This is a genomic window from Terriglobia bacterium, assembly GCA_020072645.1.
Taxonomy (GTDB): domain Bacteria; phylum Acidobacteriota; class Terriglobia; order Terriglobales; family Acidobacteriaceae; genus Angelobacter.
Genome location: JAIQGK010000003.1, coordinates 393220 through 407828 on the forward strand (window position 1 = coordinate 393220; position 14609 = coordinate 407828).

The following is a 14609-nucleotide window of genomic DNA, read 5'->3' on the forward strand; positions in this document are numbered from 1 at the left end:
GATTATCCCCCACTCAGCGCTGTCCCAGGATCGACTTTCAGCGCGCGCCATATTCCCAGAATGCTCGCCAATATGCAGATCAGTACCACAATCGCGAACAGCGCCAGCATGTCGAACGGTTGTATGAGCACGGTCCGCGGATAGAGCGTGTATGTCCTGCTGATGAGCGCGTAGCCCACGGCGAAGCCGATCACTCCCAGCAAGAGTGACTGCTGCAGGATCATGTTGACGATGGTTCGATCTGCTGCCCCGATAATCTTCAAGGTTGCAATCTCGCGCAGCTTATCCATGGTGAGCGTGTAAATGATAAGTGCAATGATCACGCCGGAGACGATCACAAGGATCGTTCGGAACAGCCAGAGCTGCTTTTGGGATTTCTCAATGAAACCTTTGAGAAGGAGCTCCCGTTCCTGGTCGGCTGAGAACACTTGATAGTGGTTCCAGCGGCGGACGTAATTCGCAACCTCGGCGGCCGCGGATGGATCGTCGAGCTCGGCTACGATGGCATTGGCGAAATGCGGGTTCTCCGCGGCAGCCAGAGCCTTCTCGGTTGCCTTGTTGCGCATGAAGGGACTCATGCTGGCCAGTTGTGCGTACGTCGCGACCACGCGCTCGCGATTGTTCCGTATTGCGTCATTATCCAATTGGAACTGGATGACCTGTGCGTCGGCCAACGAAACGAACGCGGCGGGGTCTCCCGAGGGCGACGGCATTCCCTGAGTAAGACCCACCACAGTGTAATCTTCCAGTCCCAAATGGATCGTATCTCCCACTGCATACCCGGATTTGCGATCCGCCACAATTTCATAGTGTTTCTTGGTGATGGTGCGGCCCGCCACAATCACAGGTGGACCCCCAATCCTGTCCAGCTTGTACCCGATCAGAAACAGCCGGATCGATTTTCCCCCGCGCGGAATTTGCACGTATTGAAACGAGAGTGGCGAAGCCCGGCGGACACCTTCGACAGCCGCAATCGAATATTCCAGGTCTTCCGGCAGGCGCGAGCTTTCCGCGAACGGGCCACGCGTGTCTTTCTGGACCACCCATATCTGGGCCGTTGTCGCCTCAATCACTTTGGTTGCGTCGCCGATCAAGCCGCGGTAGATTCCGCTCATCGCCATTACAACTGTAAGGAGCAGTCCCAATCCGACGCAGGTAAGCAGAAAGCGCGTCATGTGGCGGCGAATGTCGCGAATCGCAAGATTCATGGGGTACCTCGCCCAGCAGTGGCCGTTTCTACCCGGCTGGTGCGCACGCGTCTTCCGGACGTGAGCTGTATGCCTGCGGCGCTCGGCTGAACAAGAACCTGTTCGGAATCGGAGAGACCATTGAGGACTTCAACGAGCCCGCGTTTGTCCGTCATGCCGAGCCCTATTGGACGTAACTGAAGTTTGCCGTTCGTCACAATCCAAACCGCCGGTCCGTCGCGGCCAGACACGATCGCGGTTCGGGGAAGCGCTTTGGCTCCCGCTTTCTCAGATTTCAGAATATAGACCTCGGCCGTTTCATTCAGTTTTATGTCCAGTGGCCGCTGGGCAAAGGCAGCATCCACAACCACTTCCTCAGTAACCGGGTCAGCTTCTTTCGCGATTCGTGCAACGTGCCCGGAGATCTTGCGGGTGGGCGCGGACCGCAAAGTGATGGTTGCCGGCTGGCCGCCCTTGAGTCCCTCGATCTCACGTTCATCAATGTTGGCCGACACCCAGATCAAGCTGGACTCGGCGATGGTGAAGATAGGGAGCCCCGGAACCACCGTCGCTCCTTCCTCCAGATCGCGTGAAACAACGTAGCCATCAACCGGACTGGTGACGATCGTGTATTGCAGATTGGCTTTCTGGAACCGCACGTCTGCTTCAGAACCAGCCATCGTCTTTTGGGAGACCGCAAGCTGACCCTCGGCCGCTTTCCCTTCCTGCTGGGCCGAATTCTGCATGGCTTGCGAGTTCCGCAAGTCCTCTTGCGCCTGAGTGTAGGCCGTTTCAGCAGTATCGAGCGATTCTTTTGAAACTACTCCGCCTTCGTGGAGTGACTCAGTGCGTTTGTAGTTGATTTCAGCAAGGCGCAGACCTGCCTGTGCCCGGGCGACCGCGCTGATGCTCGCATGAAGGCGCGCCTCACTCGCGGAGAGGTTCGCTCGCGCAGAGGTGACCGCAGCCTGTTGCGCCTGGGCCAAACTCGTAGCCTGTCCCAGTTGACTCTGGAAATCCTGGTTGTGCAGCTTAGCCAGAATCTGGCCTTTCCGCACCACATCGCCCTGATCGACATAGACCTTCAACACAACGCCGTTGATCTTGGCGCCAACCCCAATTGAGACTTTGGCGTGAACGAAACCGGTACCGGCAGCCTCATCGCGCAACGTCATCTGGGACAGATGCGTAACCGGAACCTTGGGCGGAAGAAGGGCGAGGATGATGAGAACCAAGGCAACCCCGCCAGCGCCGATCATCCACAGCCGACGCCGCCGCTTTGACCTTGCCGGCGGTAGAGGCCGGACTGGAGCTACCTGCGGTTTTATTGGTGCTTCAATTGTTGCCATCGGACTGCTTCCTTTCAGTGCATTATTTCCCGACAGTGGTCGACACCAAGCATTCGGTAATCCAGACCTTGATCTCGTCCTCATTGGGAACGCGGCCGGACACCTTTATGACACCATTGATGGCGATGGTAGGTGTGGCCAGTATGCCCGCTCTTGCCATGTCAATAGGATCCATCGCTTTGGTGATATTGGCCTCCACGGCGGATGCCTCGACAACGCGGCGCACACGCCGTTCAGTTTCTTTGCACTTAGCACAACCAGGACCGTACACAGTAATATTCAGCATGACTCCTCACTACATGATGAGATTGAAAACGTAACCGACAATCAGGATCCCGACTGCAACAACGCCGACAAATGCGGCGATGAGCGGCAGCCGAAGGACTTTACGGAGAATGATGGTTTCCGGCAGTGAAAGGCCGATCACCGACATCATGAATGCCAGCACGGTGCCGAGCGCGGCGCCTTTGCCAAGGAGAGCCTGCACGACCGGAATGATGCCTGCGGCATTGGAATACATTGGCACGCCGATCAAGACGGCGAGAGGTACGGACCACCATGCGCTTTTGCCCATGATGGACGCCATGAAGTTCTCGGGAACGTAACCATGGATTCCTGCTCCCACGGCGATGCCGGCGATCACGTAAGGCCACACTTTGCCGACGATATCTCGCACGGCTTCTTTTCCCAGCCGGACACGTTCAGGCCAGGAGAGCTTCTGGTCGGCAACCCCACTGTCGCCGAGATGAGTGGCGTAAACCCACGGCTCCACGAACCGCTCCATCTTGAGACGGCCAATCACCCACCCGGCGACAACAGCTATCAGCAAGCCCATCCCAGCGTAGATCGCAGCCACACGCCAGCCGAAGAGTCCGAAGAGCAGGACAAGCGCAACCTCGTTGACCATGGGAGCGGAAATGAGGAAAGAAAACGTGACTCCGAGCGGTACGCCAGTCGTGACAAAGCCTATGAAGAGCGGGACTGCGGAGCAGGAGCAGAACGGTGTGACGACTCCCAGCAGCGCGGCAAAGAGATTCCCGGCGGATTCGCTCTTACCTGCCAAAACGGCCCGTGTGTGCTGCGGTGTGAAAAATGACCGGATGATGCCGACACCAAAGACGACCAGCACCAACAGCATCAGAACCTTTGGGGTCTCAAAGATAAAGAACTGAACCGCCGTTCCGAGGTGAGTTGTTTTGTTCAGTCCAAGGACTGAAAAAGTGAGCCAGTCCGCCAGTACCGGTAGTTGGCGGTAAACAAGGTACCAGGCCGCAGCAGCACCAATGCCTGCAAGAAACAGGAATCCTTTGTGAGCCTCCGGGCGCGGCTTCTTCTCTATGGATTCGTGGGTCTCAGGGTATGGTTCGGCCTTAAGCATCTCATTGTCCTCTACGCTCGGTGTTGCCCAGATCCCTGGGGAGTCCCGAATATGGGTGCCATTGAGTGGCATTGCATGCTCCGTCCTCAATGGCCTTCTTCAGCTTGTGAGAATCGTCTGCGAAAGCAGCATTTCGAGAGAACGTTGTTCGCAGAAAAGCAAATAGCTCCTTACTTAAGCCCTCACTGGGATCGGCCAAGCGATAACACATGCGTGGTCCTTCGCGCCGATCGAGCACCAAGCCTGAGTTCTTCAAATATGTAAGGTGACGGGAGATGTTCGGCTGCAAGAGGCCCAAAACATACTGCACGTCGCACACACAGAGCTCGCCATGCAACAGCAGGTTGAGTATCCGAAGGCGGGTTAAATCCGCCAGCCCTTTAAATATCTTCTCAAGTTCCCTCATTGATATGCTCTTCTGCAACGGCAATTCACCTTTTGTGATTGGCTGTTTTCGCTTATTCGGATACAAGCATATCCCTATGCCTGTATCACTGGCTGTGACCCGCGTCACGTGCGAATGTATCTGGATCACAGGAGCCGAAGTCCTTCACTGACTAAATTAAAAGATCCATATCCACAAAGCTCACATTGATTAGTACGAGCGAGACCTTTTTGTCCAGCACGCCGATTCGCCTTCCTTATTTATTTCTGGCACAGAGAACCATAGGAAAGTAGCTACGTCGGTGATTTTCGCGACATGGATCACTAAAGTGTCTCCGTGCATCTCACGGCTATACGGCATCCCTCGGTTTTCAGCACACGTGGGCATTAACGCGCACCAATCCCGCCCGCTTATACGGGTCCAGAAATCGAGTTGACTCATGCACCACGGCCAGCATCCTGGGGAGCGCACTACTCCGAAGACGGAACCTCTGCGCCAGTGCGTCCCGAATAGGTTTTTGGCTTTCTCTCGTCTTATATAAAATACCGTTATCGATTTTCGATATGGAACATCGGTCCATCCTTTTCGGGCTCGTTCGGCTGCATGTTCTCTACCATGCCAGCAAGGAAGATGTATTTGGCCTGGAGATGATCCGCGAACTCGGACGTCACGGCTACAGCCTTAGTCCGGGGACCCTGTATCCTCTGCTGCACGGCATGGAGCGCGAAGGCTATCTGAAGTCTGCTCAGCGTCAATCTGGCGGTCGGATACGAAAGTTCTATCGTGCAACCAGGAAAGGAAGGGCTGCATTGAAAAGGGCGCGCGATCAAGTGCGTGAGCTTTTCGGAGAGCTGTTTGATGGACAATCAACGTGAAGTAAAGGTTACAAAACAATCAACAGTACGGGGTGGAAGATGAAGGATCGCGTGAGTTCAGCAGTCGCAATCATACGTTTGCTGGTCGGCTGGGTTTTTCTTGTGGAAGGAATTCTCAAGTTTATGTTGCCCGATTTATGTTGCCCGATGAACTCGGGGTCGGACGGTTCACATCCATCGGAATACCTGCTCCGCAGGTGATGGCGCCCTTTGTGGGCCTCGTAGAGATCGTTTGCGGCGCTCTGGTGCTGGCCGGACTCTTTACCCGCTTCGCGGCAGTTGCTCTGCTGATCGATATCAGCGTGGCGATTATTTCGACCAAGATTCCAATGTGGCTGGGGCATGGATATTGGCGCTTCAGCCTGCCCAAGCTGAAACACTATGGATTTCTCAGCATGTTCCATGAAGCACGAACCGATTTGTCGATGGTCCTGGGACTGATTTTCCTCCTTATGGTCGGGGCAGGAGCGTGGTCATTGGATGCGAAGCTATGGCAGTCACCCAAGAAATCGTGACTGACGTACGAGTTGTGCCCAGGCCAAGGCTACTGCGTGAGCTGGCGCTCCTGTACGTCCGTCTCGGAACCACGGCTTTCGGAGGGCCAGCAGCACATATCGCGATGATGGAGGAAGAAGTTGTCCGTCGCCGTGGCTGGCTGACCCATGAGCAATTCTTAGATCTCTTCGGCGTTGTCAATTTGATCCCGGGCCCAAGCTCGACTCAAATGGCGATTCAAATTGGGTATCGGGTGGCGGGATGGCCAGGATTGTTGGTTGGCGGTCTCTGCTTCATTTTCCCAGCGGCGCTCCTGACCCTGGTGCTCGCCTGGCTTTACGTGAAGTATGGGACGCTTCCGCAAGCTGCCGCTGTCTTATACGGCGTGAAAGCGGTCATGGTTGCCGTCGTGCTGCAAGCGATATGGAATTTGGCTCGAACGGCCGTCAAGACTAAATTATTGGCCCTGATTGGTGTTCTCGCGGTATTAGCCAATGCGTTTGGACTGAACGTTCTGCTGGTTCTTTTCGGGGCGGGAATCATCGTAGTTGCCGGCAAGAAAACAGCGGGGTTGAAATCCCTGCGGTCCAAGGCCTTGGCACTACTGATCCCACAAACCCCATTGGTCGCCTCGACTGGAACTTTGGGAGCAGCGGCGCCATTTGGCCTTTTATCCTTATTCTTGTTCTTTCTGAAAGTCGGCGCGGTCCTCTTTGGAAGCGGCTATGTTCTTCTGGCTTTTCTCCGCACCGATCTCGTGGTCAAGCTCCGCTGGCTCACAGACAAGCAATTGCTCGATGCCATTGCTGTCGGGCAGCTAACGCCAGGGCCGGTCTTCACAACCGCGACCTTTATTGGCTACTTGCTCGGCAGTGTTCCAGGGTCGGTTGTGGCAACAGTCGGCATTTTTCTCCCGTCTTTCTTATTCATCGCTGTCATCGGTCCCCTGGTTCCACGCCTGCGGAAGTCGGCAGTGTTCGGCGCATTCCTTGACGGTGTAAATGTCGGGGCCTTGGCGCTGATGGTTGTTGTTACGTGGCACCTGGGGGAGGGCCGCTATCGTTGACGTGGCTACTGCCGCTCTTGCTCTATTGAGTTTGATTGCTCTAATTCGCTTCAAAATGAATACAACCTGGCTGATTCTGGCTGGAGCCATTGTCGGCTTGCTCGCTGGAAGAGGGCTTGGGTAACTCATCAGGGACAAACCCGAAGATAGAAAGTTATTAGGAGAACCGATGAAAAAGTTTTTGGAGTCGAGACGACAGTTTCTGAAAACTGCAGGTATGACAGCTGGGGCGATGCTCCTATCCAGCCGAGACAGTTCCGGTCGGAGCGGAACGACGATGCAGCAAAACCAATCCTCGGGAGCTGCCGCCGAGTCCGAACCGGCAAATTACACACTGCGAATCAAGACGTCGCCTGTGGAGATTGCGAAAACCCGGATTATTTCGTTAACCACGTACAACGGACAGTTTCCTGGACCGTTGCTTCGCCTGAAAGAAGGCCAAGAGGTGACGGTGGATGTCTATAACGAAACCGATGTCCCTGAGCAACTGCATTGGCATGGGCAGATGATACCGGTTGAGGTGGACGGAGCAGGCGAGGAGGGCACACCTTTCATCCCCGCACATGGCAAGCGTCGGATTGTATTCACGCCCAAGCCAGCGGGGCTCCGTTTCTATCACACACATATTCGAGCCGGAGCAGACCTTTATGGCGGCCAGTACAGTGGCCAGGTTGGTCCGGTGTTTATCGAGCCAAAGCATGAGCCTGGCAATTATGATCGCGAAGTCTTTCTCACGCTCAAAGAGTTTGAGCCAACCTTCAGTCGTGGCGGAGACATGCCAATGGATTTCCTCTCTCCTGCGACTAAGGTGAAGACGCTCGAGGAGCAGGGTGAATCTGCCATGAAGGCTTCGCTTGCCAAGGGCTTGCCCCATGGATATGAAGTGGGCTACGGTTCCTTCACGATCAATGGACGGATGCTGCACCACGGAGAGCCAATCCGCGTGAAGCAAGGCGAACGAGTCCTGTTCCATGTGCTAAACGGCAGCGCCACGGAGATTCGCAGTCTTGCACTGCCAGGACATTCCTTCCACGTGGTTGCATTGGACGGCAATCCCGTGCCGAATCCCATGAACGTTCCGGTCCTCTGGCTGGGTACTGCTGAGCGGGTTTCTGCCATGGTGCAAATGAACCACCCGGGAGTTTGGATCATGGGGGACACTGCCGATGACGATCGACGCCATGGCATGGGCATTGTGGTGGAGTATGCGAGACAAAAAGGCAAACCACTGTGGGTCCCGCCGCCGCGTTTCCGCTGGAATTATGCCCGCTTTGCCAAGCCGGACGCCAGTGCGCCTCCGCCAGACGAGACCTTCGAGATGATCTTCAAAAAGGAAAATGCCGCTGAAGAGGGCTTCAATCGCTGGACCATCAATGGAGTCGCCTATCCGATGGCAAATGAAATGGCCCCGGCATCGTTCCATTTAAAACAGGGCAAGCGGTACAGAATCCACATGCGGAATGCCAGTGACGATATCCACCCGATTCATCTCCACCGCCACAGCTTCGAACTGACCAGTTTGGCCGGAATCCCGACTGCCGGAATCCTGAAAGACGTGGTCATGCTCGGTGGTTATCAGGAGGTTGGCGTTGATTTCGTTGCTGACAATCCGGGGTTGACACTATTTCACTGCCACCAGCAATTACACATGGATTTTGGTTTTATGACTTTTTTTGACTACATCTAAAAATCATCGGCGGAGAGCCCGCCGGCCGGCGGTGATTATTAATGATGAATGAATCGCCAATGCGAAGGCGCGCATTCGCTGGAGTTTCCAGAAACACCGTTCTTCTGGCGTTCACCAGCCTGTTTGCGGATATCTCGACGGAGATGCTTTACCCGATCCTGCCGATCTTTCTCACGCAAACGCTGCATGCAAGCGGCAGCATCGTCGGCCTGGTGGAGGGCATTGCGCAGGCAACACAGAACATTGTGCAAGGCTTCTCGGGTTGGCTATCGGACAAGCTGCAAAAGAGAAAATCCCTTGCCCTTGCCGGCTATTTGCTGTCGGCAGTATCCAAACCACTGATTGGCTTTGCGACGGCATGGCCGGGCGCGTTCGGGGCACGCTTTCTGGACCGGTTTGGCGCCGGATTCCGCTCCGCGCCGCGCGATGCCCTCATCGCATCGTCGGTGGCTGAGGAAAACAGAGGGGCGGCTTTTGGCCTTGAAGGTATTGGCGATAATTCAGGCGCGTTCCTGGGACCATTGCTGACCGTTCTTCTTTTCATCTCGTTCCATGTCGGCATCCGCTCGATTTTCTATCTCGCCATCATTCCCGGCCTTCTCGCCTCTCTGATGGTCTTGCTCGTCCGGGAACGGCCCGCGCCGGTGACGGCAAAAGCTAAAATCGATGTTAGTCTGCGGCATTTTCCGAAACCCTATTGGAGATATCTGCTGATCACAGCATTGTTCGGAGTCGGCTATTCGAGTACTTCCTTTCTGATTTTGCAAACAAAGGATATTGGCGCTTCTTTCGAGGCGACCATCTCGATTTATGCGGGCTTCAACCTCGTGGCCGCGCTGGTTTCCTATCCGGCAGGATCTCTTTCCGACACAATGGGCAGAAGAAATGTCCTTCTACTAGCATTCATCATATTCTTCATTGCCTATTTCGGTTTTGCGCGCGCGAGAAGCGTCGTGCTCATCGCGGCCTTGTTTGTCTTCTATGGGCTATTCCAGGGAATATTCCGCTCCGTGGGCAAGGCATTTGCCGCGGATTTCGTGCCGGAGCAGCTGCGCGCCAGTGGAGTTGGCTGGTACAGCACGACCGTTGGCCTATTGCAGCTGGTCGCAAGCATTGTTGCTGGCCTGCTTTGGGACCGCGTCGGCCATGCGGCAGTGTTCTATTATGGCGCAGCCTTTGCCGCCATGGGCACGATTGCATTGCTCGTGTTGATCCCAGGGAGACAGAACAAACCCAACGAGGCCCCGGTCCGATGACTTGAAATTCTCGGGCGTGGTGACCGTCTTCAGATGAGAGGCCTGATGGAGCAGGAAAAAACCAATTTTGATCCCGAAGCTGCTACCTTTTGCCACGTTCGTTGTGCTCGGACAGTTTGCCGTCGTCATCTGGCACTTGCTCTTGCTTGTCAAAGTTCAACCCAACACGCCTCGGATCGCGCTGCTGCTGCTGGTTGTGATCAATCTGATCCCTGTCGCGGCGCTGGTTGTATTCGCAAAAGGTCATCACAGGCTGGCCGGGTTACTTATTGTCGTTCCTTTCGGTGTGGCACTAGCCATTGGCAGCTACACACACTTCTTGAGTGCCGGCACTGACAACGTGTTTCGGATGCCGCCCGGCGAACTGAGATTGCCATTTCAAGTCAGTGCCGTGTTGCTGGCAGTCCTGGAAACAGCCGGTTGCTGGATCGGGTTGCGGATGTTTATCCACGGTAGAAAATGAGCAGCCGTTAAAGGGACACCCCAGTACTACAGTGTGACGCGCTGTGCCTCAAGAAACAGAAGTGACCTTGATGGGGAACGTAAACTGAACAGCCGTCGCGACCTGCTACTCAGTGCCGGCCGGGCTCGAACAACTCAATCGGATTCCCATCAGGGTCTTCGACCTGAACCTGTTTGCCACCAGGACCGACTTCCATTTGGTTTCGAAAACGTACCTTGGCTTTCTTGAGATCAGCAATTAGCGCAGGCAGGTCTTTCACTTGCAGGACCACGCGGTTCCATCCGCCGGGCTCTTGTTGACGGCCATCGGGCATTGGTCGGGACCCAGATGCGCCAGGACCGCTCAAGATCAACTTGAGGCCGCTGATTGAAACCTGGCCGAAAGCGGGCAAGTTCTGCATGTCCAGATTGAAACCAAGCGTCTGCGTATAAAAGGTTAAGGCCCGCTCAACATCTTTGACCTTGATATCGAACACCCCAAAACCCCATAATGAAAGCCTGTGTCGTATGAGGTGATTCCGAGTGTTGCCTCTCGTTCTGCTGTATTGAAGTCATCGTTAGATACTCCAGTCGTAACGATCAAGTACTTAGTTACTTGGCCGAGATTTCGTCTTCGCCAGGTTAAGGCCTTGGGAGCGCGTGAAGGCGAGGTATTCGCGCGCGTATTCCGGCGGCAAGATCTCGACCAGCGTTTCGTTCTCAACCCACACTTCGATCAACGTGAAAGGGGCCTCGATTGCAGCGAAAGTACTGCCAGGCCTCGCGGCGCGCGGTAACTCTCACCTGACCTGAACAGAATGGAATCCATACCATCCATACCGTAATCGGGCGAATTGCGGTTAATCAACGTTTCTTGTGTGACTCATGTTCCAGATGTGATAGAACGTAACTGCCGGTAAGGACTTCGGTTTTTGGCATGTCATTGAACCTACTGCGTCAGCAATAAAGCGGCTCAGAGAATCCCACTCTCTCCGCCAGCCTTTAGTTTCAAAGGATTGCGGTCGTGGCTACCCGCCACGGCTACCCACCCCAAGAAAAATCGTCGGTTCCTCCACATTTTCTCGGTATTAAATTAGGCCGAGTCGGAGGAAAACGATGTCAACCGCCACAATCATGGTGCGCTTGCGGCTCGACGGCGAGCGCAGATACGTCAAGGCTACATTTGTAAAAGGTCGGCCATAGCTACCAGTAGGACACCCCGAAGCGCAGTTCCATCTGCGGTATCGCCTGAACGGAAAGCGTTGATGGGAGCACATTGGGACAGACCCCAATCAGGCTCTTGTCGCGAAGATCAATAAAGACAGGGAACTGAGCTTTTCTGCACTCACCCCAGAAAAGCCGGTGGAGCTGAAGTCCACTGGAAGGCAGCTCACGTTCGCTGAGGCTGCGGCAAAGTGGCTCGATCAGGTTTCCACGACCCGCGCACGGAAAACGTACCAGAGCCGCAAGTTCACGCTGGATGAGTTCCAGAAGGTATGCGTCGTCGCATATCCAAGCGATGTGACCCGCGAGGTTGTTATGGCCTTTATCAAGTACCTCGGAAGCAGGGGATTGACGAACCGCACGATTTGCAATCGGCTGGGCGCTCTGCACCGGTTTCTTAAGACAGTGGGAGTGAAGGGAATGCCTCGGCAGGAGGTTAACAATCAGGCCGGATGGGTTTCCCACTCTCTCCGCCATAACTTTGTTATCAATAGCTAAGGTGCCTGAAATCCGTGGGATTTGAAAGCAATATGTTTCACGAAGCCGCAAAAGACAGCGGCGATTAGGCCCGCGAACTCCCATTTCTTGCTTAGTGATTCTATATGTCAACCTTGCACAGGCGAAGGCAGGCCTGCGGTCCACATCCATTTTCGAAAGCAGCCGCGTTATTTTCCTGCCGGTTTTTCTTGGGTAATGTAGTTATGCCGGTTGTTGCTGTGTCATGCAATGAATGGCGCCCAGGCCCCAGATGAAATCTCCGCAGTGTATGCCGACGATTTCGCGATCAGGAAACAGGCTGGCAAGAATATTCAGCGCAAGACGATCATGCGGATCGTTGAAGGTCGGCGCCAGCACCAGTCCATTGGCGATATAAAAATTGGCATAGCTGGCGGGCAGGCGCTGTCCGCGAAAGATCACGGGGCGGGGAAGCGGCAGTTCGACGATCTGGAGTTTCCGTCCCTGAAGATCAGTGGCGGCGCGAAGACGACGTAAATTTTCTTGCAGCGGTTCATAGTTGGCATCGGTTTTGTTTGGCTCGACCACTGTTAGCACCGTATCGGTCGAGACAAAGCGAGAAATATCATCTACGTGGCCGTGCGTGTCGTCGCCCTTGATGCCACATCCCAGCCAGATTACTTTTTCGACTCCAAGATAATCAGCAAACACTTGCTCCAGGTCGCGTTGTGAGAGTCCCGGGTTGCGCTGCTGCACCTTGCTAAGAAGGCATTCTTCCGTGCTCAGCATTAGTCCCTGGCCATTCACATCAATGCTGCCGCCTTCAAGGACCACCCGATGTGCCTTGCCATTGCGCTCAAGGATAGGCGTAAACTGCCGAAGCTTGAGCTTCTTCCCGATGCGCTCAGGAAGCTGATTGTCATGCTTCCAGTCGGAATACTTGGCCCAGGCATTGAAGCGCCAGTTAGTCAGCGCGATCCCTTCTTGATTTCTGACAAAGGTAGGGCCGGAGTCGCGCGTCCAGATGCGGTTTGTGGGCCAGAGGTGAAACTTTACGCGCTTCGTGTCGACATGGCTGCGCTTCAGAACCTCACGCGCAGTTTGTTTCTCTCGCGCGGAGCCAACGATCAGGTTTACGTCTTCCACGCGGCCCAGATGGCGGATGATATCGGCAAAGACCCAGGGTATGGCGTCGAATTTTCCCGGCCAGTCTGAGCGGTTGTGCGGCCACGCCAACCACGTGGACTGGTGTGGCTCCCATTCGGCGGGCATACGATAGCCGAGAGATTGGGGCGTGGGCTGCGGATCTGACGGCGTTTTCGCGCGAGACATTAATCCAGGAACCTGTGTGTTATGCCGCCATAGCTATCAATGCGGCGGTCGCGTAGGAATGGCCAGTTGCGGCGGACGTCTTCAAGATGTTTCAGATCGCATTGTCCTATCAAGATTTCTTCTTTGTCGTGTGACGCTTCCACAATGATCCGTCCGAAGGGGTCGCAGAGAAACGAGCCGCCCCAGAATTCCAGGCCTTTGCCCTGAGCGCGATTGCCGCGAATGTCGCCAAACTCGTGGCCCACCCGGTTGACCACACCCACAAAAACGCCGTTGGCGATGGCATGGGCGCGCTGAATCGTCCTCCATGCGTCATGCTGGGCCACGCCAAACTCGGCTTTTTCGTCAGGGTGCCAGCCTATGGCAGTGGGATAAAAAAGAATGTTGGCGCCTTGCAACGCCGTCAGGCGCGCGCCTTCTGGATACCACTGATCCCAGCAGACGAGAGCTCCCATGCGTCCATACTCAGTGTCAAAGGCTTTAAAGCCAAGATCGCCCGGAGTGAAATAGAATTTCTCGTAATAAAGAGGGTCGTCCGGGATGTGCATCTTGCGATAGAGGCCTTTGGTACTGCCATCGGCATCAAGAATCACTGCGGTGTTGTGGTAAAGGCCGCGGGTGCGCTTTTCGAAGACAGAAACGACGACCGTAGTTTGGGTTTCGCGGGCAACGGCGGAAAACGCTTCTGTGGTCGGGCCAGGGATCGTCTCGGCCAAATCGAAGAGCGCGGCATCTTCACGCTGGCAGAAATACTGCGTGCGGAAAAGTTCCGGCAGGCAGACCATTTGCGCACCCTGCTTAGCAGCGGAGCGGACTTTTTCCACGGCCCGGCGAACGTTGTCGTCGGGGTCGGCAGAGCAGTGCATCTGGATCAGCCCCACGGTAAAGATGTCAGAAGCCAAAGTATTTCCTCGTGATCAGTTCTTGAAAAGAATAAGAATAGCAGACACGACTTTCACGATTAATGCCTATCGCTGCAGCAGGAGAACGTTGTGGCCTTCCGGGTCGTGAAGCACAGCCCATTTTGCCTGGCGCTCAACAAAACGGTGTTCTCCAATGGCGCTTATGGCTGCCTGCAGGTCCGAAACTTCAAAAAATAAAACTGCCTTGTCCAGCGAAGGATACGATTCAGAGCCTTTGAGTTCGAGGCAGACAAAGCCTGCATCGGTGTTAAATCTCGCATATCGTTGTGGATCCTCGTCGGAAATTTCGAGGCCCATCGTATCGGCATAAAACGCCCTGGCTTTCTTCAGATCGCTGAAGTAAAGCTCAACGCCCGTAAATCGCGCGCCTATGGATTCCATGTTTCACTCCTCGAGCGGATGCTATCTTCTCACGCGCCGGTGCGCAAGGTGGTTTGACTCTGAGACGCGCAGCGTTTACTTTTTAAAGTTTGCCCCAAACGAATCCTAGAGGTGAAGCATTGAGCAAGAAGCAGGAAGGCACAGGCATTGACCGCAAGCTGCACGATCCAGTGC

General features: G+C 54.9%; 13 protein-coding genes and 3 pseudogenes. 7 read left to right on the plus strand and 9 right to left on the minus strand.

What is annotated here, in order from left to right; all coding sequences use genetic code 11:
• Window positions 1–2: 2 nt before the first annotated feature.
• From LAO76_05285 to LAO76_05305, 5 genes are read right to left on the minus strand one after another with little or no spacing between them, the layout of a single operon-like run.
• The gene (locus LAO76_05285) at window positions 3–1208 is read right to left on the minus strand and encodes an FtsX-like permease family protein (GenBank protein MBZ5490329.1); all 1206 of its coding nucleotides are present in this window, start codon (window positions 1206–1208) and stop codon (window positions 3–5) included.
• A complete protein-coding gene (locus tag LAO76_05290) occupies window positions 1205–2536 on the minus strand; it encodes an efflux RND transporter periplasmic adaptor subunit (protein ID MBZ5490330.1) in 1332 nt (443 codons plus the stop codon). Before LAO76_05290 ends, LAO76_05285 begins: the two co-directional genes overlap by 4 nt.
• Before the next feature lie 22 nt (window positions 2537–2558).
• On the minus strand, window positions 2559–2822 hold the full coding sequence (locus LAO76_05295; protein MBZ5490331.1) for a thioredoxin family protein: 264 nt from the start codon (window positions 2820–2822) through the stop codon (window positions 2559–2561).
• A 9-nt stretch (window positions 2823–2831) separates the two neighbouring features.
• Window positions 2832–3914: a permease gene (locus LAO76_05300; GenBank protein ID MBZ5490332.1), complete on the minus strand. Its 1083-nt coding sequence runs from the start codon at window positions 3912–3914 to the stop codon at window positions 2832–2834.
• Between the two features lies 1 nt (window position 3915).
• Window positions 3916–4320, minus strand: coding sequence for a metalloregulator ArsR/SmtB family transcription factor (locus LAO76_05305; protein MBZ5490333.1), 405 nt, complete (start codon window positions 4318–4320; stop codon window positions 3916–3918).
• 542 nt (window positions 4321–4862) lie between these two features.
• Here LAO76_05305 and LAO76_05310 point away from each other — a divergent pair.
• The 6 genes and pseudogenes from LAO76_05310 (at window position 4863) to LAO76_05335 (ending at window position 10141) form a co-directional block, all read left to right on the plus strand.
• The gene (locus LAO76_05310) at window positions 4863–5174 is read left to right on the plus strand and encodes a PadR family transcriptional regulator (GenBank protein MBZ5490334.1); all 312 of its coding nucleotides are present in this window, start codon (window positions 4863–4865) and stop codon (window positions 5172–5174) included.
• A 39-nt stretch (window positions 5175–5213) separates the two neighbouring features.
• Window positions 5214–5689, plus strand: a pseudogene (locus LAO76_05315) (DoxX family protein).
• Window positions 5665–6859, plus strand: a pseudogene (gene chrA, locus LAO76_05320) (chromate efflux transporter). Before LAO76_05315 ends, chrA begins: the two co-directional pseudogenes overlap by 25 nt.
• Before the next feature lie 45 nt (window positions 6860–6904).
• Window positions 6905–8422, plus strand: a complete 1518-nt coding sequence (locus tag LAO76_05325) for a multicopper oxidase domain-containing protein (protein MBZ5490335.1) — start codon at window positions 6905–6907, stop codon at window positions 8420–8422.
• A 59-nt stretch (window positions 8423–8481) separates the two neighbouring features.
• Window positions 8482–9678, plus strand: a complete 1197-nt coding sequence (locus LAO76_05330; GenBank protein MBZ5490336.1) for an MFS transporter — start codon at window positions 8482–8484, stop codon at window positions 9676–9678.
• A 67-nt stretch (window positions 9679–9745) separates the two neighbouring features.
• Window positions 9746–10141 carry a hypothetical protein gene (locus LAO76_05335; protein MBZ5490337.1) on the plus strand — a complete coding sequence of 132 codons (396 nt, stop codon included), beginning with the start codon at window positions 9746–9748 and terminating at the stop codon, window positions 10139–10141.
• A 109-nt stretch (window positions 10142–10250) separates the two neighbouring features.
• Here LAO76_05335 and LAO76_05340 read toward each other — a convergent pair.
• Window positions 10251–10695: pseudogene (locus tag LAO76_05340) on the minus strand (VOC family protein).
• Between the two features lie 786 nt (window positions 10696–11481).
• Here LAO76_05340 and LAO76_05345 point away from each other — a divergent pair.
• Window positions 11482–11841 carry a phage integrase SAM-like domain-containing protein gene (locus LAO76_05345; protein MBZ5490338.1) on the plus strand — a complete coding sequence of 120 codons (360 nt, stop codon included), beginning with the start codon at window positions 11482–11484 and terminating at the stop codon, window positions 11839–11841.
• Between the two features lie 201 nt (window positions 11842–12042).
• Here LAO76_05345 and LAO76_05350 read toward each other — a convergent pair whose 3' ends face one another.
• From LAO76_05350 to LAO76_05360, 3 genes are all read right to left on the minus strand, one after another.
• Window positions 12043–13131, minus strand: coding sequence for an agmatine deiminase family protein (locus tag LAO76_05350; protein MBZ5490339.1), 1089 nt, complete (start codon window positions 13129–13131; stop codon window positions 12043–12045).
• Entirely contained in the window at window positions 13131–14033 is a 903-nt protein-coding gene (locus LAO76_05355) for a carbon-nitrogen hydrolase (protein ID MBZ5490340.1), read from the minus strand. The genes LAO76_05350 and LAO76_05355 overlap by 1 nt, the downstream gene beginning before the upstream one ends.
• A 66-nt stretch (window positions 14034–14099) precedes the next feature.
• Entirely contained in the window at window positions 14100–14435 is a 336-nt protein-coding gene (locus LAO76_05360; GenBank protein MBZ5490341.1) for a hypothetical protein, read from the minus strand.
• Window positions 14436–14609: the final 174 nt, after the last annotated feature.

What these genes read in the sequence shown, in the direction of transcription:
- LAO76_05285 (MBZ5490329.1), bottom strand. Translation starts at nt 1,208, where the DNA reads ATGAATCTTGCGATTCGCGACATTCGCCGCCACATGACGCGCTTTCTG.
- LAO76_05305 (MBZ5490333.1), bottom strand. Translation starts at nt 4,320, where the DNA reads ATGAGGGAACTTGAGAAGATATTTAAAGGGCTGGCGGATTTAACCCGC.
- LAO76_05350 (MBZ5490339.1), bottom strand. Translation starts at nt 13,131, where the DNA reads ATGTCTCGCGCGAAAACGCCGTCAGATCCGCAGCCCACGCCCCAATCT.
- LAO76_05325 (MBZ5490335.1), top strand. Translation starts at nt 6,905, where the DNA reads ATGAAAAAGTTTTTGGAGTCGAGACGACAGTTTCTGAAAACTGCAGGT.
- LAO76_05310 (MBZ5490334.1), top strand. Translation starts at nt 4,863, where the DNA reads ATGGAACATCGGTCCATCCTTTTCGGGCTCGTTCGGCTGCATGTTCTC.
- LAO76_05290 (MBZ5490330.1), bottom strand. Translation starts at nt 2,536, where the DNA reads ATGGCAACAATTGAAGCACCAATAAAACCGCAGGTAGCTCCAGTCCGG.
- LAO76_05360 (MBZ5490341.1), bottom strand. Translation starts at nt 14,435, where the DNA reads ATGGAATCCATAGGCGCGCGATTTACGGGCGTTGAGCTTTACTTCAGC.
- LAO76_05295 (MBZ5490331.1), bottom strand. Translation starts at nt 2,822, where the DNA reads ATGCTGAATATTACTGTGTACGGTCCTGGTTGTGCTAAGTGCAAAGAA.
- LAO76_05330 (MBZ5490336.1), top strand. Translation starts at nt 8,482, where the DNA reads ATGCGAAGGCGCGCATTCGCTGGAGTTTCCAGAAACACCGTTCTTCTG.
- LAO76_05300 (MBZ5490332.1), bottom strand. Translation starts at nt 3,914, where the DNA reads ATGCTTAAGGCCGAACCATACCCTGAGACCCACGAATCCATAGAGAAG.